The organism is Oceaniradius stylonematis (assembly GCF_965223445.1).
In the GTDB taxonomy this organism is placed as follows: domain Bacteria; phylum Pseudomonadota; class Alphaproteobacteria; order Rhizobiales; family Rhizobiaceae; genus Roseitalea; species Roseitalea stylonematis.
In genome coordinates, this window is sequence record NZ_OZ244994.1 from 1,006,117 (window position 1) to 1,028,307 (window position 22,191).

Sequence of the window (22,191 nt, forward strand, 5' to 3'; positions counted from 1 at the left end):
TCCGTCACGGGCGCACCGGTGCATCCTCCATCACCAGATGCAGGTCCGGCCCCTCATAGGGGTGCGCGCGGGCCACATCCTCGTTCAGGGCCACGCCGAGGCCCGGCTCGGTCGGCACCAGCGTATCGCCATCGTCGAACACCAGGGGCCGGTCCAGAAGATCGGCGTGAAAGCCGGTCCAGTCCCTGATCGCTTCGAGAATGAGGAAATTCGGCAGCGTCGCGGCAAGCTGGATGTTGGCTGCCGCCGCGATCGGCCCGCAATAGCAATGCGGCGCGACCAGCGCGTGATGTGTTTCGGCGATCGCCGCGATCTTCTTGGTCTCCAGAATGCCGCCCGAACGGCCGAGGTCGGGCTGGACGATCTGCGCGGCCCCGAGCGCCAGCAGCCGCGCGAACTCGTATTTGGTCGTCAGCCGTTCGCCTGTGGCGACCGGGATCGTGGTTTTCGCCGCAAACTGCGCCATCGCCTCGGGCATGTCGGGCGGCACGGGTTCCTCGAACCACAGCGGATCATAGGGTTCGATGGCTTTCGCCATGCGTGCCGCGCCCGAAGGCGTGAACTGGCCGTGCGTGCCGAACAAGATGTCCGCCCGCGTGCCGACCGCTTCGCGCACCGCGGCCACCATCGCCGCCGAGCGCTCTATGTCGGCCAGAAGCGGCTGGTGCGGATCGTGGATCGTATAGGGCCCGGCCGGGTCGAACTTGACCGCGGTGAAGCCGCGCTCGACCCATTGCAGCGCCGCCTCGGCGGCCATGTCGGGATCGTTGTAGACGTTCCGGCCGTCCGTCTCGGCCGGATAGATCGAGCCGGTGGCGGGATAAAGATAGGTGTAGGAGCGCAGCCGGGTCTGCACCGCACCGCCGATCAGCCGGTGCACGGGCTGGCCGGCATGCTTGCCGACAATGTCCCAGCAGGCCATCTCCAGCGCCGAGAAGCAGCCCATCATCGACACGTCCGGCCGCTGCGTGAAGCCGGACGAATAGCAGCGCCGGAACAGCGCCTCGATATTGTGCGGATCGCGGCCCACCAGATGCCGTTCGGCGGCGTCGGCGATCATCGCCGCCATGGTCTTGGGGCCGAAGGTCGCGCCATAGGCTTCGCCGTAGCCGACGCCGCCGTCCGAATCGGTCAGCTTGACGAAGATGAAGTAGCGCCCGCCCGGCGTGCCCTCCGGCGTACCGACGATGAAGGTCTCGATGTCGGTGATCGTTGGCATGGTCAGAACACGATCACATTTCGCAGGCCCTGGCCAGCCCTGGTCGCCGCGATCGCCTCGTTGATCTGATCGAGCGTGTAGCGGGCGGTAACCAGCCAATCGAGTTGCAGCACCCCGTCGCCATAAAGCCCGGCCAGATGCGGCACGTCGCGGCACACGCAGGCCGAGCCCATTTTCGAGCCGAGGATGCGCTGGCCCCAGCTTGCCACATTGGAGGGGTTGTAGCCGATCGTGACATCGCTGTGGGGCATGCCGACGATCACCACAGTGCCCGCCTTGCCGACATAGCTGGCCGCGCTTGAAAGCGCGGCGGGCGCGCCCGAGGCGACGAACACGAAGTCGGCGCCGCGCCCGCCGGTCGCCGCCAGCACCTTGTCGACGGCATCCTCGTGGATCGGGTCGATGGTGGCCGTCGCGCCAAGCCGTTCTGCGGCATCGAGTTTCTCGCGCGACAGGTCGATGGCGATGATCGAGGCGGCACCGGCGATGCGCGCGCCCTGCACCGCGTTCAGCCCCACCCCGCCGCAGCCGATCACCACCGCATGGGCGCCCCGGGGCATCTTCGCGGTATTGGTCACCGCGCCGACGCCGGTAATCGCACCGCAGGCAAGAAGGCTCGCCGACTCGAAGGGAATGGCCGGATCGACGCGCGCCAGCTGGCTTTTCTCGACGACGAGCTTTTCGGCGAACGCACCGGTGCGCAGGCCATGGCCGAGCGGTGCGCCCGATGCGTCGGTCAACGGCGAACGCCGGTCGAGATCGAAGACCGTCTCGCACAGATAGTCCCGGCCGGCGCTGCAATAATGGCAGGCGCCGCAGGCGCGGATCAGCGTGACGACCACCGTATCGCCCGGCCTGACATGGCTGACATTGTCGCCCACGGCCTCGACCAGACCCGCCGCCTCATGGCCGAGCACCAGAGGCAGATCGCCGCCCCAGCCCCCGTCGGCATAGGTGATGTCGGAATGGCAGATGGCGCACGCCTTGACGGCGACCAGCACCTCGTCCGGCCCCGGATCGGCGAGCGTGACATCTTCGATGCGCATCGGTTCGCCGAAGGCGCGGCAGACGGCGGCACGGATTGTCTGCGGCATGGCCTGCCCTCCCCCGGCATGGCATCAGGCCGCCATCTAAACGCGCCTCCGGCCGCGGAAAATTCTGCCGATGCGACATGCCGCGTCGGCTTTTTGAAAAGACGGGCCGACTGCCCGAAAACGGACCATCCTGCAACCGCGGCCGCTCGCAAAACAAATTGTTAAGTCCGGAAATCTACAATCCGCAACCCGAACATAAGCTGCGGGCGACACCAATGAAATCCAGCATGAAATGTGATGCATGCAAAAACGGGGCAACATTCGACATACCGTTGACCATGGCGTTTCAGCCGATCGTCAATGTGCAAACGGGAATCGTTCTGGCGCAGGAAGCATTGTTGCGCGGCAAGGACGGCGCCGGCGCCGGATGGATACTTGCGCAGGTCTCCGACGACAATCGCTACGTGTTCGACCAGACCTGCCGGAGAACGGCCATCGAGGTGGCAACGGCGGCCGGGCTTGCGGCAACCGACGCCCTGCTTTCGATCAACTTCCTGCCCAACGCGGTCTATGAGCCGCGCGCCTGCATCCGCATGACGCTGGAAACGGCGGAGCGCTCAGGCTTTCCCCTCGACAAGATCATGTTCGAGTTCACCGAAGTCGAGCGGCTCGATGCCGAGCATCTTCTGGGCATTCTGCGCGCCTATCGCTCGCTCGGGTTTCACACCGCGATCGACGACTTCGGCGCCGGCTATGCCGGTCTTGAGCTGCTGTCGCGATTTCAGCCCGACTTCGTCAAGCTGGACATGGCGCTGATCCGCGACATCGACAGCGAGCCGGTCAAACGCGGCATCGTGCGCCACATGATACGCATGCTGGCCGATCTGGGCGTGGAGCTGGTCTGCGAGGGGATCGAGACGGAGGCGGAATATCGCGTGCTTCGCGATCTCGGCGTGACCCTGATGCAGGGCTATCTGTTCGCCCGTCCGGAGCTCGAGCGGCTGCCGGTTCCGGTCTGGCCGGCAGAAGCCCCGGACCTTGCAGCGGCGGGTTGACGGACAGGGCCGTTCACGGCAACCAGAGCCCCTGATGGCGATGGGGACCTTTCGATGAATGACACCGATCTGTCCGCGCCGGCGGGCACGCCGACGCTCAGGACGCTGGCCATGCCGGGCGATGCCAATGCGGCGGGCGACATTTTCGGCGGCTGGGTGATGGCGCAGATGGATCTGGCCGCCGGCATCGCCGCCGCCGAACGCGCGCGCGGGCGTGTGGTCACCGCGGCCGTCAACGAGATGGCGTTCAGGAGCCCGGTGCGGATCGGCGACACGCTGTCGATCCACGCCCGCGTGGAAAGCGTCCGGCGCACCTCCATGGTGCTCTATATCGAGGCTTGGGCGCAGCGCTATCTGAGCGAGGACATGGAGCGCGTCACCTTTGCGCGCTTCACCATGGTCGCGCTCGACGGCAGCGGAAAGCCGACCGCCATCCCGCCCGAGACCTGATCGCGATCAGTCGCAGTGGCGATAGCCGGTGCGGCGCTGGCGCAAATCGAAATGGAAATGATCGGCATGGTCGGCATCGCTGCCCGGCCCGAGCACCGTCGAGAACTCGTCGCACGCGCCAGCCCGCGCCGCATGCAGGAAGCCGCGCGCCCGCATCGCGAAAAGGCTCTGCCGCGACACGTCGATCACATGGCCGTTCTTCAGCGTGAACGAGCCGATATCGAGCGCATTGCCCCTGGAATGCTCGGACCAGCGGCTGGTCCCGCGTATCCGCCGGCACGAATAGGACGACATGTTGTTCACTTCGGCGATGCCGGTCAGATAGCGCTTGCGCGCGGCAGGGCCCACATCCTTTTGCAGCCATTCGGCGGCGGCCAGCGCCGTCTGGCAGTTCAACGTCGCCGCCGGCTTGAGCGCGACCCCGCGCGCCAGCGTCGACACGCGCACCGGATGGTCGATGCCGCAGGCGGCCGAATCGCGGATCGGCGCCAGATCGGTGAATTCGACGCCGCGCCGCCTGAGCGCGGCCCGGCACTGGCGTTCGCTCGCCGACATCACGCCGCCGCGCCCGCCGAGCCCGAGGCCGGGAAAGCCCATCCGCGGCAGCGAGAAAACCGAGCGCGTCGGCGAGGGATCGACGGCGGTCGGCGGCGCTTTCGACCCGCCGCCCATGAAGCCCCAGTCGAGAAAGCTGCACGACGCCAAAGCCAGGCCGCCGGCAACCACGGCCGCCAGCCGCACGCCGGTGCGCCAAGGCGCCGATCCGCCAATTGGTTCGTGTTTGTCGCTCATCGCACCACTCCGTCCTCGGACGTCCGCTCCCGCAGCGAGGCTACGCCGGCAAGGTGAACGGGCCGTTCGGAGAAGTGGTTAAGCGCCGGTAAACGGACGCGACGGCCAACATGACCCAGATTTAACGTGCCCGGCCTTGTGAGCCGTGGTACCGGGTCGTACAAATCGGCGGCACGGGCGAATGCCTCGCGGCACGTCCCCGGCCGCCAGGATCGAAGTCAAGACGAGACCGATGGCCGACACCGACACGAAAAAGCCGGCGGACGCCCCGGCAGGTGAAATCATTCTGCCGCTCGAAGTGATCGACCGGGCGCCGGACGCGGACAGGAAACGGCCCCGACGCCGCTTCCGCCCCATTTTCCTTTTGCCGCTCGTCCTGCTGCTGATCCCGACGGGTGGCGTTCTAGGCATGTATTTCCAGCCGACCGGCCTGCAGCGCTTCTTCCAGACCTTCGGCCTGACGCCCGGCGGCGGCACCGAAACGCCGATCGCGATCGCGGTCGAGCGCCCGCCCGAAGGTGACGCGGCAGCGCCGGTGCCGATGGTCGTCGGGCTTGGCCGGCTGGTACCGCAGACCGACATCCGCACGCTGGCGCCGCCATTCGGCGCCGGCGATGCGCGCATTGCCGAACTCAATGTGCGCGAAGGCGACCAGGTGGCGAGCGGCGACGTTCTGGCCGTGCTCGACAATCGCGGCGCGCTCGAACAGGCGGTCGCCACCGCCCGCGCCAATGTCGAGGTGCGCACGGCGACGCTCGCCCAGACCCGGCGCAACACCGAAAGCGCAGCCGCCGAAGCCGAGGCGGGCCTGCAAAAGGCGCAGGCCGCGCTGACCAATGCGCAGGCCGAGTTCGACCGCTACCAGACCCTGTTCGAACGCGGCATCGTCACGCGCGCAGCGCTTGACCAGCGCCGGTCTACACTCGATCAGGCGACACAGGAGGTCGAGCGCGCGGCCGCCACGGCAAGCCGCTACGAGCGCAACGGCACCGACGATCAGGTTGATGTCGCCGTCGCCAAGCGCAATCTGGACGCCGCGCTGGCCGATCTCGAGCGCGCCCGCGCCGATCTCGAAAAGGCGTTCATCCGCGCGCCCGCCGACGGCACGGTCATCGCCATCCATGTGCGCGAGGGCGAAAAGCCGGGCACGTCGGGCGTGCTCGATCTGGGCGACATTTCCGCCATGACGGCAGAGGTCGAGATCTACCAGTCCGACATCCGCCGCGTCAGCCTTGGTCAAAGCGTCATCGTGACCGCCGACGCGTTCGAAGGCGAACTGACCGGCACGGTCGCCGACATCGGCCTCGAAGTCGGTCGCCAGACCATCGTCGGCGACGATCCGGCGGCGAACACCGATGCGCGCGTCATCACCGTCAATGTCGATCTCGACGAGGAATCCTCGCAGATCGCCGCCCGCTTCATCAATCTAGAGGTGCTGGCGCGCATCGAAACGGACGCGCGGGCCACGCCATGACCGCTCTTCTGGGCGCGCTCATCGGCCGTCTGCCGATCGGCTGGCTGCAGCTGATCCACTCCAGAACGCGCCTTGCGGCGGCGATGGCGGGCGTCGCCTTCGCCAACATATTGGTGCTGGTCCAGCTCGGCATCATGGGCTCGCTCAACAATTCGATCCTGATCTCCTACGGGCTTTTGAACGCCGACATCATGATCTCGGCCGAAAACGCCAACACGCTGACCGAAGGCGACAATGTCGCCCGCCAGCGCATGTTCCAGGCGCTCGGCGTGCCCGGCGTCCAGAGCGCCATGCCGTTCTATGTCGCGACCGCCGACTGGGAGCGCGCCGACGGGACTTCGACGGCGTTCGTCACCTTCGGCATCGACCCCGAAAAGGGCGACTATCTCGATGCCGGGCTTGCGCCCTTCGCCCCGCGCCTCAGGCTGCGCGACAGCGCCGTGGTCGACCGCCTCGCCCGCAACATGGATGCCTCGGCGCTCGAAACGCTGGGGCCGGACGATCCGCTGCGGTTCGAGGTGCGCGGCGTGACCCTGAGTGCCATCGACAGCTTCGCCGCGGGCGGCGGATTTGCCGGCGACGGCTACATGCTGGTCTCCGACCAGACCTTCCACCGCATCTTCCCCAACCGCTCCACCGGCGCGCCCGACCACATCCTGATCAAGATCGCCCCGGACGCCGACCCCGGTGTCGTGCTCGCCGCGCTTCAGGCGCAATTCGACGGCACCGGCCTGCGCGTGCGCAGCTTCGCGGACGCCGCGCTCGAGGATCAGGATTACCAGACCACCGAACGCCCGACCGGCCTCATCTTCGGCTTCGGCGTCGTCATCGGCGTGCTCGTCGGCATCGTCATCGTCTACCAGATCCTGTCGACCGACGTGGCGGACCATCTGGCCGAATATGCCACCTTCAAGGCGATGGGATACGGCCAGTCCATGTTCCTGGGAATCGTGCTGGAGCAGGCGGTGATCCTCGGCATTCTGGGCTTCGTGCCCGGCATCGCCGTCTCCTGGCTGCTTTACGAAATGCTTGGCGCGATGACCGGCCTGCCGGTCGAACTGACCTTTGCGACCACCGCCGCCGTGTTCGTCGGGACCATCATCGCCTGTCTGGTCTCGGGCGCCATCGCCACGCGCCGCCTGGCGGCCGCGGATCCGGCGGACCTTTTCTGAGATGAATGCGCCGGCCAGAAATCCCGCCCTGCCCGCCGTTGCCGAAGTGCCGGCGATCCGCGTTGCCGGGCTGAACCACTGGTTCGGCGAGGGCGAAGCGCGCAAGCAGGCCCTGTTCGACGTCGACCTGACGGTGCGCCCTGGCAGCCTGACCGTGCTGATGGGGCCGTCCGGCTCGGGCAAGACGACGGTGCTGACGCTGATGGGCTGCCTGCGCGAGGTGCAGGACGGCTCGGTCGAACTTCTGGGTCATGAACTGAACGGCGCACGCGAGGCCGATCTCGTGCTCTATCGCCGCCGGCTGGGCTTCATCTTCCAGGCCCACAATCTGCATGGCAGCCTGACGGCGCGGCAGAACGTCATGATGGGGCTGCAGGTGCACGGCCACAGGGACGAAGCCACCCAGCGCAAGGCTGCCGCGCACATTCTGGGCGCGCTGGGCCTGGGCGACCGGCTCGACTATCTGCCCGGCAATCTGTCGGGCGGCCAGAAACAGCGCGTCGCCGTCGCCCGCGCGCTTGTCGGCAATCCGGCGGTCGTCTTCGCCGACGAGCCGACCGCCGCGCTCGACAAGGAAAGCGGCATGACCGTGGTGCGGATGCTCAAGGAACTGGGCCGCCAGCGCGGCACGACCACCATGATGGTCACCCATGACAACCGCATCCTGGAACTGGCCGACAGGATCGTGACCATGGAAGACGGCCGCATTGTCAAAGACACGGCGCCCTGAGAAGGGGCACCGTGTCTTCGCGCGCATCGATTGACTGGAGGGGTGCGCTTATTCCGCGTAGGCGGCGAAATCCTCGGTCACCGGCTCCTGCGTGGCCAGGACCGCCATCGTCATCGTCAGGCCGACCTCGGCACCGTCGAATTGGACTGCATCGACCGGCACATAGACCGGGTGGGCCAGCGCGGTTCCCGGCGCGGGCGTGATGATCACCTCGTCGATCGAACCGTCGGGATTGACGAAAGCGTCGCTGACATAGCCGGCGACCACGCCATCGGCGGTCACCGCGTTCAGGCCCATCCACGCATCGTTCAGCGGGTGGCCGTCATGGGCGTCATGGTTTTCGAGGCCGCGCTGCCCGGCGAACGGGTCCGCGAAGCGCTCGGGCGCCGGCTCGGCATAGGCAAGGACGGCCGGCTCGCCACTGTCCAGCGCATCCAGATCGCCCGCCTGGGCCGTCACGGTTCCGGCGACCAGCCAGATGAGGGCGGCGACGGCGGCCAGTTGGGCGGCGAGGACTGCGATGGCGTCGCGGCGGCGCGGTGCCCGCCGCGTCTGCATGGCCAGTTCCGTCAGGGGCGTCGTCCGCGAAACGGGCGAACCCGAAATGTGCGAGCCATTGTACATCATGTGCTTTCCGGAAGTCATCATGTCTTCCGCCTCCTTGCGATCACCCTATCGCCGCTGCCGGCGCGGGCTTGTGCGCTTGGTCACACCGCATGCGGTGGTGCAGGAAGAAGTCGCCAACGGCCCGAAAGTTCCATATCGTGGTCGACATTGGGGCGCGCGCGACATCTCATTGCGACACAAGGAACCAGTCAAATGCTTCTTCGGACAACGGTTTTCGCCGCCATCATGGCGGGTACGGCATCGCTCGCCCTCGCCCAGGGCACCGGCTCGGAAGGCTATTTCGAGGTCTACAACAACACCGGCGGCAACGTCGTCGTCGGCTTTTACACCAATGACGGATCCGGCTGGAGCGACAACTGGCTGCAGGATGCCGTCGACCCCGGCCAAAGCGCCACGGCAAGGTTCACCGCCGACACCGGTCCGTGCGACCAGGTTTTCCAGGTCGGCTGGCTTGGCACCGACGGGGGCGAGGTGCTCGACGAGCCGATCAGCATCGACATTTGCGCGGCGAGCAATATCTATCTGGACGACAACGAAATCTATTATGACTGACGGCACCAGTGCGGCAAGGCGCCTGCACGCTGCGCCGCATTGATCGCCCGCCCTTTGCCGATTAACGTCGGAAGCACGAGACAAACCGGAATTGACCATGCTTGCCAGAACCGGCCGGACGGCCATCCTGATCGCCGCACTCGCGCTGCCCGCGGGCTGCAACGCCGTTTCCGATCTCAATCCGTTCGATCGCGGGTCGACCGAACCGCTGCCGCCCGTCCAGGGCAATGTGATCGCCACCTCGTCGAGCCGCACGCTGGCAACCCGCATCGGCACCACCAACCCCGCCGCGCTGCCCGGCGATCCCGCCGCGCCGACGATCACCGGTCAGGCCGGCACGAGCGTCGAGGAATGCCGGCAGATCAACCAAACGCCGGGCGCGCCCGGAGCGCCGCCCCTGCCCGACGGCGCCGAGCCGGAAAACTGCGTGCGCGGCACCATCTCGACCAACTGACCGGTTCGGCGCGTTCGCACCAGCCGATCGTTGCCCCGCGCCGCGCGCTCCCCATATGAAGGGCAAACGGCGGCAATGACGCGCGCCGGAAGTCTTCGGGAGATCGCGCGCAGGTGGCGCTTTTGGGCATCATCGCACTGGTCCTGATCGGCGCCGTGGTCGTGCTGCCGCAACTGTGGGTGCGGCGGACGATGCAGCGCCACGGCACGCCGCGCCCCGATTTTCCCGGCACCGGCGGCGAACTGGCAGAGCATCTGATCGCGCACTACCGTCTCGACGGCGTCGGCGTCGAGCAGACCGGCAAGGGCGATCATTACGATCCCGCCGCGCGCATGGTGCGCCTGTCGCCCGACACCCATGGCACCCCGTCCCTGACGGCGGTCGCCATCGCCGCCCACGAGGTCGGCCATGCGCTGCAGCACCATCGCGGCGAGCGCGGCCTGAAGCTGCGTCAGACGCTGGTGCGCATCGCCGGCGTCACCGACTTGTTCGCCGGCCTGTTCTTCATCGCCGCCCCGGTGCTGGCCGTCATCGCCCGCACCCCCGGCGCGTTTCTGGCGCTGGCCGCCACCGGCATCGCCCTTCTGGCGATCCGCGTCCTGGTCCATCTGGTCACGCTGCCGGTCGAATATGACGCCAGCTTCGGCAAGGCGCTGCCGATCCTCAAGGAAGGCGGCTATCTTCAGGACGGCGATCTGGCCGGCGCCCGCTCCGTGCTCAAGGCCGCCGCCTTCACCTATGTCGCCGCCGCGCTGATGGGCTTGGTCGATCTTGCGCGGTGGGTGAGGATGTTGCGGTAGGTGGGCAGAGGCGTTTGACAATTTCGACGTGCAATGTCTGTCATGGACCAACAGCGAATGCCGTTCTCATCTGATCACCGTAAACTGGAAAATGTCGAACAACGGAACAGACTGGACCGACGATGAGGTGGAAGCTTGCGTGGCTGCATACTTCGAGCATCTTGCGTTGGACGTGAGCGGTGAGCGCTTCAACAAGGCGCATCTCTACAGGGAATTGACCAGTTTGATCCCGCGCACCGAAAAAGCCATCGAGTTCAAATTCCAGAATATCTCAGCCGTTCTCGATCAGATGGGTGTCGAGTGGATTCGCGGTTTGGCACCGCGCAATAACTTCCAACGTGCTTTGGCAGATGCCGTTGATAGAAGGCTGCCGCATTTTCTAGCGCTGGATTTGTCGCAGCCCGAAACCGGCATGAGCGACCCAGCCGGACTCTACATTGAGCCGGCGCCCGAACGAGCCACCAAACCTAACCCTCTCCCAACATACATAGAACGATTAATCCGAAAGTTCGATCCCATCGAGCGCGACCAGAAGAATCGAGCATTGGGAGAAGCCGGGGAAGAACTGATACTTCATTTCGAGCGGCATTCCCTTGAAGGGCACCAACGAGACGATCTTGCACGGAAAGTGCGCTGGGTTTCAAAGGAGGACGGTGACGGCGCCGGATATGACATCCTGAGCTTCGAACCCGACGGGCGGGAGAAGTTCGTGGAAGTGAAAACCACTGCTGGCAGCAGCCGAACACCGTTCTTCATCAGCCGCAACGAAACGGAGTTCTCTCGTGAAAGCGGCGATCGCTTTCGGCTCATGCGCCTGTACGATTTTCGGCGCGACCCAAGAGCGTTCGAAATGGCCGGCTCGATCGACAAACATGTTCGACTAACGGCCGAGCACTACCGGGCCGACTTTGAAGCGTAGGCCATATTTGCGGTGAAATGCTGCGCTTTCAGCGCGTCAGTTCACCGCGCCGGCGACATTGCCGGCGGCCTGCTGGGTGGCGTTGACGGCGTTGGCTGTGTCCTGGCCGACGCCGCGGATCGTGTTGGCGCAGCCGGCAAGGGCAACGAGGATTGCGGCAACCGTCACAAGTCTGATGGAGTTCATGGGTTGGCTCCTGCTGTTCGGGACACATGGTGATGCACAATGCCGCCGGGGTCCAGATATTCCGGCGGGCCGGCAGCCGCGGCGCACGGTGCCGTGACGCCCGCGATGACGCCGATCACGCATCCTGCCAGTTGATGCGCCGCCACCGCGCCTCGATCAGCGAATAGAGCGCAAAGGCAATCAGGCCCAGCCCCATCGCCGTCAGAAGAAGCGGCCCCGCCGGCAGCCCCGCGATGAAGGCCAGCGCATCGGACAGGCCGGGCGGGTCGTCCGCGCCGCCGCCGGCGGTCAGGAACCTGTAGAAGGTAAGCAGGGCAAGAATGACGAACACGCCGCCGCGCGCGCACAGCCCGGTGATGGAGATCGGATGGATCCACGCCATCGCCTCCTCGCTGGCCTGGAAGTGGTCGGCATATTTGCGTTTGATCGCCTTGACGAAATGGGCGATCGCCACCGCCAGGAAGACGAGACACAGGATCAGCGCGACCCAACGGTCCGCGACGAAGCTTTCCAGCCACCTCGCCGCACCGCCCCCGCTGCCGCCCGAACTGCCCGCATTGCCGAACACGCCCAGCAGGGAGAGCGTATACTGGCCGAGCGCGCCATAGGTGACGGCACTGGCGAGCAAACCGGCTCGAACGCCAAGGCCCTTGATGCTGGTGCCATGGTCGTCGGTGTCGAAGATCGCCTGGACAAGCCGCCATGCCACATAGCCTGCAAGACCGATCACCAGAAGCCACAGGATGAACGTGCCGAACGGCTGCTCGCGCAAGGTCCGCACCGCATCGCGCGTCGCCGATCCCCCTTCTCCGACGCCCGCGCCGATGACGATCAGAACACCGATGACAAGGTAAACGACGCCCCGCGCGCCATACCCGAACCGGGCCAGATATTCGATCCAATGTCCGTGTTGCCTGAGCGTCACCGGCCCGCCTCCTCTGGCTGAAGGGATATTGGTGCGGCCTCGCCGGGCCGGAGAAGATCGGCCATCAGCCAGCACAGCACGGCCCATGCGGCGCCCAGGCACCAGCCGGCCAGCACGTCGGACGGCCAGTGGACGCCGAGATAGACACGGCTGATGCCGACAATGAGCGACAAAGCGAGCCCGGTGGCGACGATATAGACCCGGAAGGCGGGACGTTCGACGGCGCGCAGAAGGGCCAGTGCCAGGGCCAGATAGGCAACCATGCTCACGGTCGCGTGGGCACTGGGAAAGGACGACGTCATCGTGCGGTCGAGATGGTCGACGAGATCGGGCCGGGCCCTGTCGAATGCGGCTTTTGCCAGTTGCGCGACGGCGGTGCCCGATGTCAGCGTCAGGGCGAAGAACAGCGCGGCCGCGCCCTGCCCCACGGCGGCGAGGCCGACGGCCAGCACCACGGCCAGCGTGACGAGGAATGTGTAGCCGCCCAGCACGGTGTAGTCGATCATGATGTCCTCGAACCATGACGGGCCCCACGGGTCGGCCAGATCGGCGGGCGAGCGCAGCGCCCGGACGATGGCCTCGTCGAAAGCGGCGGTCCAACCCTGGCTCACCGCCACCGCGACCAGCGCGAAGACGGTCATGCATCCGATGATGACGAAAACGGCCCACCATCGCCCCCCGCGCCGACCGCTTGCGGCCCGTGCGGCGGGCGTGTTGGCGGGGCTGGATTGCAGCAGAAGGTCAGGCGAGGACATGGTCCGTCCGTGAATGGCGGTGGCAGCCGGGTCGCCGGCCTTCGCGCCGCCCGTCCTGCCGATGGTTGTCGACTGTGTTGGCGGTCAACGCCGACATGGCCGCGATGGTTCCCGCTGCGGCTGACGCGATTGGAGGGCGCCCTGGCTCATGACACCCTCCTGTCAGCAGCAGCGGATCAAAGGCGCGCGTCGGCCTTCCTTTTGCCCCGCCTTTTTCCCATATTGGGCGCATGGCCAGACAACAAAAGAAATCCGGCAAGCCCGCCGCCATGGAAGGGTTTGAAGAGGCGCCCCAGCGTGACCTGGAAGGTGCCCCCGTTTCCGGCGGCTCGATCGAGGACTGGGTGCGGCAGCTCGAAGAGGACGCGGCGCGCGAACAGCGCGACGCCGAGATGCGCGATATCCGGTCGCGAGCCGGCAAGCATCGGAAGAAAGCCGAGAAATCGAGCGACGGCCCGAAGGACCGAAAGGGCGAGCGCACCAGCGACAGTCGCACGTTGACCCCCGGCGAAAGCGGGGGGAAGCGCAAGACCGGCGCCAAGCAAAAGACCGACCGAGTTTACGAGGTCGGCGACAAGCGCACCGGCGGCGGCGTCTCCATCGGCGGCACCAACGATCCCAAGGAACGCGCCGCCGCGGGCCTGAACCCGGTGGCGGGTCTCGATGTGGGGCTGGAAGAGGCCGAAGAACTTCTCGCGCGCGCGCGCGCCGCATCGCACGTGGCGCGCAGCGCCGCGCAAGAATCGGCGCCATCGGAAAGTGGTGTCACGGCGACGGTCGAGGCGCTCAAGAGCCTGATCGACTCGGGCAACCCGCTGTTCAAGGACGGCAAGATGTGGGTGCCGCACCGTCCCGAACGGCCGGAGAAATCCGAGGGCGGCATCCCGCTCAAGATGGTGACCGAGTACGAACCCGCCGGCGACCAGCCGACGGCGATCAGGGATCTGGTGGAGGGGTTGCAGGGCCAGGCGCACGTTGAGCCGCACGGCGGCGAAGCGCAAGACTTGGCCCCACAAGGAGACAGAACACAGACTCTGCTTGGCGTCACCGGTTCCGGCAAGACCTTCACCATGGCCAAGGTGATCGAGGAAACCCAGCGCCCGGCGATCATCCTGGCGCCGAACAAGACGCTCGCCGCCCAGCTCTATGGCGAGATGAAATCGTTCTTTCCGGACAATGCGGTCGAGTATTTCGTCTCCTATTACGACTACTACCAGCCCGAGGCCTATGTGCCCCGCACCGACACCTACATCGAGAAGGAATCGACCATCAACGAGCAGATCGACCGGATGCGCCACTCGGCGACCCGCGCTCTGCTCGAGCGCGACGACGTGATCATCGTCGCCTCGGTCTCCTGCATCTACGGTATCGGCTCGGTCGAGACCTATACGGCGATGACCTTCGAGATGACGATCGGCGACCGGCTCGACCAGCGCCAGCTTCTCGCCGATCTGGTCGCCCAGCAATACAAGCGCCAGGACATCAACTTCGTGCGCGGCTCGTTCCGGGTGCGCGGCGACACCATCGAAATCTTCCCGGCCCACCTTGAGGACCGCGCCTGGCGCATCTCGCTGTTCGGCGACGAGATCGAGCAGATCACCGAGTTCGACCCGCTGACCGGCCACAAGACCGATGAGCTCAAGTCGGTGAAGATCTACGCCAACTCGCACTATGTGACGCCGCGCCCGACACTCAACCAGGCGCAAAAGGCGATCAAGGAAGAATTGAAGCACCGGCTTACCGAGCTTGAGAAAGCGGGCCGGCTGCTGGAGGCGCAGCGGCTCGAACAGCGCACGCGCTACGATCTGGAAATGCTCGAAGCCACCGGCTCCTGCCAGGGCATCGAGAACTATTCGCGCTATCTGACCGGCCGCAATCCGGGCGAGCCGCCGCCGACGCTGTTCGAATACATCCCCGACGACGCCATCGTCTTCATCGACGAGAGCCATGTGACCGTGCCGCAGATCGGCGCCATGTATCGCGGCGACTTCCGCCGCAAGGCGACGCTCGCCGAATATGGCTTCCGCCTGCCGTCCTGCATGGACAACCGGCCGCTCAGGTTCGAGGAATGGGACGCCATGCGCCCGCAGACCATCGCCGTGTCGGCAACGCCCGGCGGCTGGGAACTGGACCAGTCCGGCGGCGTCTTCGCCGAACAGGTGATCCGCCCCACCGGCCTGATCGATCCGCCCGTCGAGATCCGGCCCGCCACGAACCAGGTCGACGATGTGCTCGGCGAGATCCGCGCCACCGCGCAGGCCGGCTACCGGACCCTGTGCACGGTGCTGACCAAGCGCATGGCCGAGGATCTGACCGAATATCTGCACGAGCAGGGCGTCCGTGTAAGGTACATGCATTCGGACATCGACACGATCGAGCGCATCGAGATCATCCGCGATTTGCGGCTCGGCGCGTTCGACTGCCTGGTCGGCATCAACCTCTTGCGCGAGGGCCTGGACATTCCCGAATGCGGGTTCGTCGCGATCCTCGACGCGGACAAGGAGGGCTTCCTGCGCTCGGAAACCTCGCTGATCCAGACAATTGGCAGGGCAGCACGCAACGTCGACGGCAAGGTGATCCTCTATGCCGACCGGGAGACCGGCTCGATGCAGCGCGCGCTGGCCGAGACCGGCCGCCGCCGGCAAAAGCAGCTCGAATACAATGAAGAGCACGGCATCACGCCGCAATCGGTCAAGGCCAACATCGCCGACATTCTCGACTCGGTCTACGAGAAGGACCATGTGCGCGCCGACATCACCGGCAAGGGCGGCAAGGGGCTGGCGGCCGACGAGGGCGCGCTGGTCGGCAACAATCTGGCCGCCCATCTCGAGGCGCTCGAAAAGCAGATGCGCGACGCCGCCGCCGACCTCGATTTCGAGACCGCCGCGCGCCTGCGCGACGAGATCAAGCGCCTGCGCGAGCAGGAACTGGCCGTGTTGGACGACCCGCTGGCGCGCGACGCGGGGATCGAGAGTGAGAAGCGGTTTGCGAAGCAGAGAAGACGATCCGGCGAATCGTCTTCAGCGACGAACGCCCGGAGCCCTAGCGGAGGGCCGCGGAAGGAGGGCGGCAAGGAAGAAAACTCCTACTTCCGCAAGAACACGCTCGACGAGATGACCGTCGGCCGCACGGAGAAACCCAAACGGTGACGGCCCCCGCGCCCGTCCCCGCCCTTGCGCGCCGGGCCGCCCTCGCCCTGATCGCGCTCGCCCTGACGGACCTGCCCGCCCGCGCGCTCGACTGGACCGCCACCGAACAAACCGTCCACTACGCCATCGACGGGTCGACCGGCATGGCGCTCTACCGGTCGATCGGCCAGAACGGCCCGGTCGTCAGCCTCAGGCGCGCCATCGCGCTCACCGAATATGAATTGTTGTGGGGCCGCGACTATGTGCCCGACGGCGCCGCCTGCCGGCTGGCCGAAGTGCGCCCGTTCCTGACGATCACCTACCGCCTGCCCCGCCCGCGCGCCGCGCTCGACGGCGCGACCGGGACCAAATGGGCGACCTTCATCGCCGGCATCACCGCCCATGAGCATGTCCATGGCGCGCTGATGCGGGGCATGGTCGACGACATCATCGGTGAGACGCTGGGGCTGGTGGTCGAAGCCGATCCGGGCTGCCAGAAGATCCGCGCCGAGGTGGAGCGCCGCGTCATCGCCGCCCATGCGCGCTACAAGGCGAAGAACCGCGCGTTCGAGCAAAGCGAAATGGCGCCGGGCGGCAATGTGCAGCGGCTGGTGTTGGGCTTGGTGCGGTAGCGGTGGCCTTGCCGGCGTCGGTGGCGCGGGCGGCCCCGCCGCCGTCATCCCTGTACTTGCCCGCGCTCACACGATGAACACATGCGGCGTGAAGCCGTCACCGACGCAAATCACGGCCCGAGCTACGCTCCGCTAAAGGCAGTACCCGACATGATCCATATGACAACACCGGCCGCGCAGTTCGACCGCGCCAGCAGATCACTCCGATGGAAGCGGCAAGCAAACATGACCATAACCACTTGTCTGAGCGCGAGGGAGTCTGCTATGTCCCATTAAGCAAAGCCAACGCGGATACTGGATCTTGATTTTCACCGAAGAAAACATCGACCTAATATTTGGTAAAGAAGATGCAGAGAACGAAGACGAGGTGCGGTTTCGTCAGTATTTTTATGGCAATGACGCGTACGAAAGAATATTATCGGACACTTCATTTCGAATCTTAGTTGGCCACAAAGGGGTTGGCAAGAGTGCTCTACTAAAGCGGGCATACCTACAAAAAGTAGATGAGCAAAAGCTAGCACTTTTTTTGAGGCCTGACGACATTATTTCCGTCGTGCAAACCGCGCCCAGAGGCGCTGATTTTATCTCTCTTGTTGAACATTGGAAACGCGGGCTCGTTTCCGTCATAGGACAAAAAGTACTGACTAGCGCTTCTAGCGTTTTCATTGACAGGATTTCTGAAGGATCAACACTAAACTTCACGAACTTCGTGCCAGTCTTATTTGATGTCGCAAAGAAGCGGTTCGAAGAAATTAGCTCTTCGATCGAGAAGGGAAATCTCAATCAATACATACAACAGAACGAACTGAGTGTATTCATTGATGACATTGATAGGGGTTGGTCTGCATCAAAGAGCGATATTGAAAACATATCAGCACTGATAAACGCGATTCGCGACATAGCCGGGGTTCAGAAAAACCTCCGATTCCGAATAGGCCTAAGGTCCGACGTCTACTTCCTAGTTAGAACATCCGATGAATCAACAGATAAGATTGAAGGAAATGTTATATGGCTAAAATGGACTAATCACGAAATCCTATCAATAATTGCGAAGCGTATATCGACTTTTTTCGATCTTGGTTTTGGCGAGTCTAGTATCAATAATATGACTCAAATTAGTATAGATGAAAAAATACTGTATAAAGTTATTGAGACGAACTTTTCTATTGGAAGAGGCCATTGGGCTCAGAGGCCAATTCATAACGTGCTACTTTCTTTGACAAGGAAAAGGCCTCGTGATTTGGTAAAGCTGCTACGTGGTGGCGCCCATGCGGCTAGAAAAGATGCGATTATTTCATCGACAAAGCTCGAGTCGACATTTGAGTCATACTCAAATGAAAGGCTTCAAGATGTGATCAATGAATTTCGCTCAGAGTGTAGTAATATTGAGAATATATTACTTCTCATGAGGCCAACGCGAAGGCAAAGATCAACTTCCCAATCGTATCGATTTACAAATGATCAGATATCTAAGAAGATATCAGATGTAATGAGGGCAACAAACGTTGTCTTTACAAGCGGCCGGGCTGCAAACTCGCGAGCAGTTTTGCAATTTCTTTACAAGATTGATTTTGTTACGGCGCGCATTGATCATGGTGATTATATTGAACGAAAGCATTTTGATGAAAGTAGATTCTTGGCGCATGAGGCCATCGATTTTGGGTATGATTGGGAAATTCACCCAGCCTACCGCTGGGCATTACAGCCGCAAGACGTTAACGACGTAATTAGCTCCTTGCAGGATTCAGTTCGAGTTCGGTTCAGCTGATACGTGGTTTAGAGGTGCCGTCCGCACAACTCCGTGGATAATCGCGCGAACCATCCGGCGAGAGCGGCGGCGGCGCGGCCGACGGTTCAGAGGTGGATCGCTGGATGGTGAGCCCCAAGCCCTGCTCCATCGTCATCCTCGGGCTTGACCCGAGGATCCATTCCGTGAAGCTCACCAAATGGGCGGATATGTCTACATGCTCGCCAGCAAGAAGGGCGGCACGATCTATATCGGCGTCACCAGCGACCTGTCGCGCCGCGTTCACGAGCACCGGGAGCGCGACAAGGGGTTTACCGCCAAATACGGCGCCATCCGGCTCGTCTGGTACGAAGAGCATGACGACATACGCGATGCCATTCAGCGGGAGAAGTCGCTGAAGCGCTGGCGGCGGCAGTGGAAAATCGACCTCATCGAAAGCATCAATCCGGAATGGAACGATCTTTATCGCGGGATCGGTTGGTGAGGCATTCGGGGGCCTCGGGCGTCCTGCGTGGCACCGCACGGAATGGATCCTCGGGTCAAGCCCGAGGATGACGGAGTGTGGGTCGGTCGTCGGGTGCCAAGACGATTGGACTTCAAAAAACTTATCCCCCTTCCCTCACCCTCCCCCATACTCCCCTCACCTCTTTCGCGAAGGCTCGGGTCTAGAACCGATGACCTGCTCCCCTGAATGTACCCATTCATAGGTTAGCCCTGTTCACGTTGTGGTCCATTGCGGACCGGGTTGCAAACTCGTTCGGTGTGAGCCCGTCGAGGCTCGTGTGTGGCCGGTTGAGATTGTAGTCGATCCTCCATTTTTCGATGATCTGCCGGGCATGGCGGTAGCTGCGGAACAGATGCTCGTTCAAGCACTCGTCCCTCAGCCTGCCGTTGAAGCTTTCCACGAGGCCGTTCTGCATCGGTTTTCCGGGCGCAATGTAATGCCATTCGACGTTGCGGTTCTGCTGCCAGGCGAGCATGGCATTCGAGGTGAGTTCGGTGCCATTGTCGGAGACGACCATGCAGGGATAGCCGCGCCTTTCGGCGATCGCATCCAGTTCGCGAGCGGCACGTTCGCCCGAGATCGAGTTGTCCACGACGGTCGCCAGGCATTCCCGGCTGAAGTCGTCGATGACACACAGGATGCGGAAGCGGCGTCCATCGACCAGCGTGTCCGACATGAAGTCGAGTGACCATCTCTGGTTTGGATCCTGTGGAATGGCCATTGGCGCTCGCGTACCCAAGGCTCGTTTCCTGCCGCCGCGTTTTCGAACCGTCAGACGCTCTTCCCTGTAAATCCGGTAGAGCTTCTTCCAGTTCACCGCCACGCCTTCGCGCTTCAACAGCAGGTGCAGGCGGCGATAGCCGAACCGTCGCCGTTCCGATGACAGGTCCCGCAAGCGCTGTCGCAGACCGGCATCGTCCGGCCTGCTCGACTGGTAACGGAAGACGCGCGGCGCAATGCCGACCAGGGCACAGGCCCGCCGCTGCGAATAGTCCTTCATCTCGATTGCCCAACTCACGGCTTTTCTCCTGGAGCCGGGCGTCAGAAGTTTTTTGTCAGCATCTCACGAAGCGTCGATACATCCATCATCTGCTCCGCCAGAAGCCTCTTCAGCTTCGCGTTCTCTTCTTCAAGCGCCTTCAGCCGCTTGGCGTCCGATACGTCCATGCCACCATACTTCTTGCGCCACGTGTAGAACGTCGCGTCACTGATGCCGTGCTTGCGACACAGCTCAGCCGGTGTCATGCCCGCCTGATGCTCCTTCAAAATGCCGATGATCTGCTCTTCCGAAAACCGTGATCGCTTCATGCCCTGTCTCCTTCGTTGGGGAACAGGCTAACCCAAAAACGGGGACATCTAAGGGGAGCATGTCACCGACCATCCGGGGAAAGGGGCGGCGGCCTGCCGGGTGTCGCAGAGGTGCGGCACTGGATGCTGAATCCCCACGGCAGGGCGGAATGAAGGTGGCTTCGGATCGCGGGCGTTCCCCGCAATCCACCGCCGCACCCTGTCGAGCGACAAGCGAGACAGAAAGGTCTGCGGCGGCAGAAAAGCAGTCGCGGCCCCGTCGAGCTTCGGCGAGACCGTAAGGTTGCGGCGGCGAAAGAGCCATGCCGATCACCGCAAGCCCGCCGAACGGGCGGTCGCAAGATCGCACATAACTCAAGAACGGCTCGCGCTCTTCCGGCCGCCCGTTCCTTCGGTCTTTCAAGCTGGCGCAAGGACTTGCGCGGGCCAAGGCCCACGTGCGCCTTGCGCCGGGTTGCGGGGCACGCCCGCCCGACGCCGGAGGAAAGGCTCGGACGCGCTCGCCCAAAGCGCACGTTGAGTGTCCGCATGACGCGAAGCGCAAGTCTTTGGGCCGAAAAAGGAGCACCGAGGCGCCGGATCGCGGGCGTTCCCCGCAACCACCGCCGCACCCTGTCGAGCGACAAGCGAGACAGAAAGGTCTGCGGCGGCATCAGAGAAAGGAATCATCATGACCGAACCCAACCCCGAACCCGACCTTAATGCTCAACTCGACGCCCTTCTCGGCCCCGATCCGGAGGCCGATGCGCGCGCAGAGGCAGAAACGGCGGCGCTCGCCGCCCGCGCCGCGCAGTTCGTCTCCAACCGCGCGCGCCGCTGGAAAACCTGCCCGAAGCGCGCCTGCCGCCGCGCCCGGGCCTGCACCGGCGAGGGGCCGCCGGCGGCGCTGCCGCCCTGTGGCGCGGAAGGCGACTGGCGGGCGATCAACGGTCTCGCCCTGTTCGCCGTCCTCGAGCGTCTGCACGCGATCAGGCGGGATTTGAGGGCGCAAGCGATCGAGGGACCGGAATTGGCGGACCGGGAGTTTCATGACGAGATGGCCGGCGCGGCGCCGTTCAGCCAGCGTTCAGGTGCGCGGCGCTAGACCATGGCAAGGGCAACGATTGCCGAAGGAGACAGCCATGAAGGCCATCCGCACCACGCTGGGCGCGCTCGCCGTCGCAGCGATCGCGCTGACCGGCCTGCCGGGCGCCACCGCGCCGGCCCATGCCGAGAGCGAGAACGTGACGATCTATCATTCCGACGGACGGGTCAGCCATTGCGGCCCGCTGGGCAACTGCAACCAGGTGCAGCGCGTGCGCCCGCGCCAGTGGCACGGCCAGCGCGGCTACCAGCACCGCCCGCGCCATCACTACCGCCATGGCGGCCGCGTCGATGACGGCACCGCGGCGGCGATCCTGGGCATCACGGGGCTTGCCATTGTCGGCGGCGCGCTGGCCCACCAGAACCGCACGCTGCCCAGCCATGCGGACCCCGCCTACCGGCACCGGTCGCCGCGCGGCGGCGGCGCCTACTATCCGCCGGCGCCCTCGGGCCCGAACGTGATCACCTATGAGAGCGGGCTCGAGCCCTGGTCGCCGGGCTGGTACCAATGGTGCGACCGGCGCTACCGCTCGTTCGATCCCCGGCGCGGCACCTTTCGCGGCTATGACGGCCGGGACCATTTCTGCGTGCCGCGCTGATCGCGCGGCCCGCCGGGGGCGTCATGCCGCCATGCCATTCCGCCA

General features: G+C 64.4%; 23 protein-coding genes. 15 read left to right on the forward strand and 8 right to left on the reverse strand.

Translation table 11 applies throughout. The features are described 5' to 3' along the window. Positions 1-4 precede the first annotated feature (4 nt). Together ACOQOU_RS05000 and ACOQOU_RS05005 are read right to left on the reverse strand one after the other, a co-directional pair. Positions 5-1,219, reverse strand: coding sequence for a mandelate racemase/muconate lactonizing enzyme family protein (locus ACOQOU_RS05000; RefSeq protein ID WP_306026510.1), 1,215 nt, complete (start codon positions 1,217-1,219; stop codon positions 5-7). Between the two features lie 2 nt (positions 1,220-1,221). Next, complete coding sequence (locus ACOQOU_RS05005; RefSeq protein ID WP_306026511.1) at positions 1,222-2,313, reverse strand: zinc-binding dehydrogenase; 1,092 nt, start codon at positions 2,311-2,313, stop codon at positions 1,222-1,224. Between the two features lie 77 nt (positions 2,314-2,390). Between ACOQOU_RS05005 and ACOQOU_RS05010 the strand changes: the two genes are divergently transcribed. Beyond that, a complete protein-coding gene (locus ACOQOU_RS05010; RefSeq protein ID WP_420578847.1) occupies positions 2,391-3,308 on the forward strand; it encodes an EAL domain-containing protein in 918 nt (305 codons plus the stop codon). Between the two features lie 54 nt (positions 3,309-3,362). Next, a complete protein-coding gene (locus tag ACOQOU_RS05015; RefSeq protein ID WP_306026512.1) occupies positions 3,363-3,758 on the forward strand; it encodes an acyl-CoA thioesterase in 396 nt (131 codons plus the stop codon). Between the two features lie 6 nt (positions 3,759-3,764). On the opposite strand, the gene ACOQOU_RS05020 is transcribed toward ACOQOU_RS05015, so the two are convergent. Beyond that, positions 3,765-4,550, reverse strand: coding sequence for an extensin family protein (locus ACOQOU_RS05020; RefSeq protein WP_306026513.1), 786 nt, complete (start codon positions 4,548-4,550; stop codon positions 3,765-3,767). Positions 4,551-4,782: 232 nt separating this feature from the next. Here ACOQOU_RS05020 and ACOQOU_RS05025 point away from each other — a divergent pair, with 232 nt between their 5' ends. The 3 genes from ACOQOU_RS05025 to ACOQOU_RS05035 are packed head-to-tail and all read left to right on the forward strand — an operon-like array spanning position 4,783 to position 7,926. Further along, positions 4,783-6,024 (forward strand): HlyD family efflux transporter periplasmic adaptor subunit, encoded by a 1,242-nt coding sequence (locus ACOQOU_RS05025; protein ID WP_306026514.1) that lies wholly within the window; start codon positions 4,783-4,785, stop codon positions 6,022-6,024. Continuing rightward, positions 6,021-7,196, forward strand: a complete 1,176-nt coding sequence (locus ACOQOU_RS05030; RefSeq protein WP_109768208.1) for an FtsX-like permease family protein — start codon at positions 6,021-6,023, stop codon at positions 7,194-7,196. Before ACOQOU_RS05025 ends, ACOQOU_RS05030 begins: the two co-directional genes overlap by 4 nt. Before the next feature lies 1 nt (position 7,197). Beyond that, complete coding sequence (locus tag ACOQOU_RS05035) at positions 7,198-7,926, forward strand: ATP-binding cassette domain-containing protein (protein ID WP_306026515.1); 729 nt, start codon at positions 7,198-7,200, stop codon at positions 7,924-7,926. Positions 7,927-7,974: 48 nt separating this feature from the next. Here the strand turns inward: ACOQOU_RS05035 and ACOQOU_RS05040 are convergent, their stop codons facing one another. Continuing rightward, positions 7,975-8,574, reverse strand: coding sequence for a hypothetical protein (locus ACOQOU_RS05040; protein WP_306026516.1), 600 nt, complete (start codon positions 8,572-8,574; stop codon positions 7,975-7,977). Positions 8,575-8,745: 171 nt separating this feature from the next. On the opposite strand from ACOQOU_RS05040, the gene ACOQOU_RS05045 reads away from it, so the two are divergent. The 4 genes from ACOQOU_RS05045 to ACOQOU_RS05060 all read left to right on the forward strand — a co-directional run bounded on the left by ACOQOU_RS05045 (position 8,746) and on the right by ACOQOU_RS05060 (position 11,278). Next, a complete protein-coding gene (locus ACOQOU_RS05045; RefSeq protein ID WP_109768211.1) occupies positions 8,746-9,105 on the forward strand; it encodes a hypothetical protein in 360 nt (119 codons plus the stop codon). A gap of 97 nt (positions 9,106-9,202) precedes the next feature. Beyond that, on the forward strand, positions 9,203-9,559 hold the full coding sequence (locus ACOQOU_RS05050) for a hypothetical protein (RefSeq protein WP_109768212.1): 357 nt from the start codon (positions 9,203-9,205) through the stop codon (positions 9,557-9,559). Positions 9,560-9,672: 113 nt separating this feature from the next. After that, the gene (locus tag ACOQOU_RS05055) at positions 9,673-10,359 is read left to right on the forward strand and encodes a zinc metallopeptidase (protein WP_306026517.1); all 687 of its coding nucleotides are present in this window, start codon (positions 9,673-9,675) and stop codon (positions 10,357-10,359) included. Positions 10,360-10,498: 139 nt separating this feature from the next. After that, positions 10,499-11,278, forward strand: coding sequence for a DUF3883 domain-containing protein (locus ACOQOU_RS05060; RefSeq protein ID WP_245412929.1), 780 nt, complete (start codon positions 10,499-10,501; stop codon positions 11,276-11,278). Positions 11,279-11,314: 36 nt separating this feature from the next. Here ACOQOU_RS05060 and ACOQOU_RS05065 read toward each other — a convergent pair whose 3' ends face one another. The 3 genes from ACOQOU_RS05065 to ACOQOU_RS05075 all read right to left on the reverse strand — a co-directional run bounded on the left by ACOQOU_RS05065 (position 11,315) and on the right by ACOQOU_RS05075 (position 13,144). Continuing rightward, positions 11,315-11,464, reverse strand: coding sequence for an entericidin B signal peptide protein (locus tag ACOQOU_RS05065; protein WP_306026518.1), 150 nt, complete (start codon positions 11,462-11,464; stop codon positions 11,315-11,317). 115 nt (positions 11,465-11,579) lie between these two features. Next, positions 11,580-12,389, reverse strand: a complete 810-nt coding sequence (locus ACOQOU_RS05070; RefSeq protein WP_196780396.1) for a DUF1206 domain-containing protein — start codon at positions 12,387-12,389, stop codon at positions 11,580-11,582. Continuing rightward, a complete protein-coding gene (locus ACOQOU_RS05075; RefSeq protein ID WP_306026519.1) occupies positions 12,386-13,144 on the reverse strand; it encodes a phosphatase PAP2 family protein in 759 nt (252 codons plus the stop codon). The genes ACOQOU_RS05070 and ACOQOU_RS05075 overlap by 4 nt, the downstream gene beginning before the upstream one ends. 230 nt (positions 13,145-13,374) lie before the next feature. Here ACOQOU_RS05075 and uvrB point away from each other — a divergent pair, with 230 nt between their 5' ends. The 4 genes from uvrB to ACOQOU_RS05095 all read left to right on the forward strand — a co-directional run bounded on the left by uvrB (position 13,375) and on the right by ACOQOU_RS05095 (position 19,135). Then, positions 13,375-16,293, forward strand: a complete 2,919-nt coding sequence (gene uvrB, locus ACOQOU_RS05080; RefSeq protein ID WP_306026520.1) for an excinuclease ABC subunit UvrB — start codon at positions 13,375-13,377, stop codon at positions 16,291-16,293. After that, entirely contained in the window at positions 16,290-16,904 is a 615-nt protein-coding gene (locus tag ACOQOU_RS05085) for a DUF922 domain-containing protein (RefSeq protein ID WP_306026521.1), read from the forward strand. Before uvrB ends, ACOQOU_RS05085 begins: the two co-directional genes overlap by 4 nt. A gap of 301 nt (positions 16,905-17,205) precedes the next feature. Continuing rightward, positions 17,206-18,672 (forward strand): P-loop ATPase, Sll1717 family, encoded by a 1,467-nt coding sequence (locus tag ACOQOU_RS05090; protein WP_306026522.1) that lies wholly within the window; start codon positions 17,206-17,208, stop codon positions 18,670-18,672. A gap of 178 nt (positions 18,673-18,850) precedes the next feature. Then, positions 18,851-19,135 carry a GIY-YIG nuclease family protein gene (locus ACOQOU_RS05095; RefSeq protein ID WP_306026523.1) on the forward strand — a complete coding sequence of 95 codons (285 nt, stop codon included), beginning with the start codon at positions 18,851-18,853 and terminating at the stop codon, positions 19,133-19,135. Between the two features lie 217 nt (positions 19,136-19,352). On the opposite strand, the gene ACOQOU_RS05100 is transcribed toward ACOQOU_RS05095, so the two are convergent. Next, a protein-coding gene (locus tag ACOQOU_RS05100) for an IS3 family transposase (protein WP_306026631.1) occupies positions 19,353-20,464 on the reverse strand; the annotation gives its coding sequence in 2 pieces (ribosomal slippage) (positions 19,353-20,212 and positions 20,212-20,464; 1,113 coding nt in all). Between the two features lie 670 nt (positions 20,465-21,134). Between ACOQOU_RS05100 and ACOQOU_RS05105 the strand changes: the two genes are divergently transcribed. After that, positions 21,135-21,548, forward strand: a complete 414-nt coding sequence (locus ACOQOU_RS05105) for a hypothetical protein (RefSeq protein ID WP_306026595.1) — start codon at positions 21,135-21,137, stop codon at positions 21,546-21,548. Between the two features lie 37 nt (positions 21,549-21,585). After that, positions 21,586-22,146 carry a BA14K family protein gene (locus ACOQOU_RS05110; protein WP_306026594.1) on the forward strand — a complete coding sequence of 187 codons (561 nt, stop codon included), beginning with the start codon at positions 21,586-21,588 and terminating at the stop codon, positions 22,144-22,146. Positions 22,147-22,191: the final 45 nt, after the last annotated feature.

Excerpts from the sequence above, each read along its gene's own strand:
- ACOQOU_RS05000 (WP_306026510.1), bottom strand. The coding sequence starts at position 1,219 with ATGCCAACGATCACCGACATCGAGACCTTCATCGTCGGTACGCCGGAG.
- ACOQOU_RS05005 (WP_306026511.1), bottom strand. The coding sequence starts at position 2,313 with ATGCCGCAGACAATCCGTGCCGCCGTCTGCCGCGCCTTCGGCGAACCG.
- ACOQOU_RS05010 (WP_420578847.1), top strand. The coding sequence starts at position 2,391 with ATGCCGCGTCGGCTTTTTGAAAAGACGGGCCGACTGCCCGAAAACGGA.
- ACOQOU_RS05015 (WP_306026512.1), top strand. The coding sequence starts at position 3,363 with ATGAATGACACCGATCTGTCCGCGCCGGCGGGCACGCCGACGCTCAGG.
- ACOQOU_RS05020 (WP_306026513.1), bottom strand. The coding sequence starts at position 4,550 with ATGAGCGACAAACACGAACCAATTGGCGGATCGGCGCCTTGGCGCACC.
- ACOQOU_RS05025 (WP_306026514.1), top strand. The coding sequence starts at position 4,783 with ATGGCCGACACCGACACGAAAAAGCCGGCGGACGCCCCGGCAGGTGAA.
- ACOQOU_RS05030 (WP_109768208.1), top strand. The coding sequence starts at position 6,021 with ATGACCGCTCTTCTGGGCGCGCTCATCGGCCGTCTGCCGATCGGCTGG.
- ACOQOU_RS05035 (WP_306026515.1), top strand. The coding sequence starts at position 7,198 with ATGAATGCGCCGGCCAGAAATCCCGCCCTGCCCGCCGTTGCCGAAGTG.
- ACOQOU_RS05040 (WP_306026516.1), bottom strand. The coding sequence starts at position 8,574 with ATGATGACTTCCGGAAAGCACATGATGTACAATGGCTCGCACATTTCG.
- ACOQOU_RS05045 (WP_109768211.1), top strand. The coding sequence starts at position 8,746 with ATGCTTCTTCGGACAACGGTTTTCGCCGCCATCATGGCGGGTACGGCA.
- ACOQOU_RS05050 (WP_109768212.1), top strand. The coding sequence starts at position 9,203 with ATGCTTGCCAGAACCGGCCGGACGGCCATCCTGATCGCCGCACTCGCG.
- ACOQOU_RS05065 (WP_306026518.1), bottom strand. The coding sequence starts at position 11,464 with ATGAACTCCATCAGACTTGTGACGGTTGCCGCAATCCTCGTTGCCCTT.
- ACOQOU_RS05075 (WP_306026519.1), bottom strand. The coding sequence starts at position 13,144 with ATGTCCTCGCCTGACCTTCTGCTGCAATCCAGCCCCGCCAACACGCCC.
- uvrB (WP_306026520.1), top strand. The coding sequence starts at position 13,375 with ATGGCCAGACAACAAAAGAAATCCGGCAAGCCCGCCGCCATGGAAGGG.
- ACOQOU_RS05095 (WP_306026523.1), top strand. The coding sequence starts at position 18,851 with ATGGGCGGATATGTCTACATGCTCGCCAGCAAGAAGGGCGGCACGATC.
- ACOQOU_RS05105 (WP_306026595.1), top strand. The coding sequence starts at position 21,135 with ATGACCGAACCCAACCCCGAACCCGACCTTAATGCTCAACTCGACGCC.
- ACOQOU_RS05110 (WP_306026594.1), top strand. The coding sequence starts at position 21,586 with ATGAAGGCCATCCGCACCACGCTGGGCGCGCTCGCCGTCGCAGCGATC.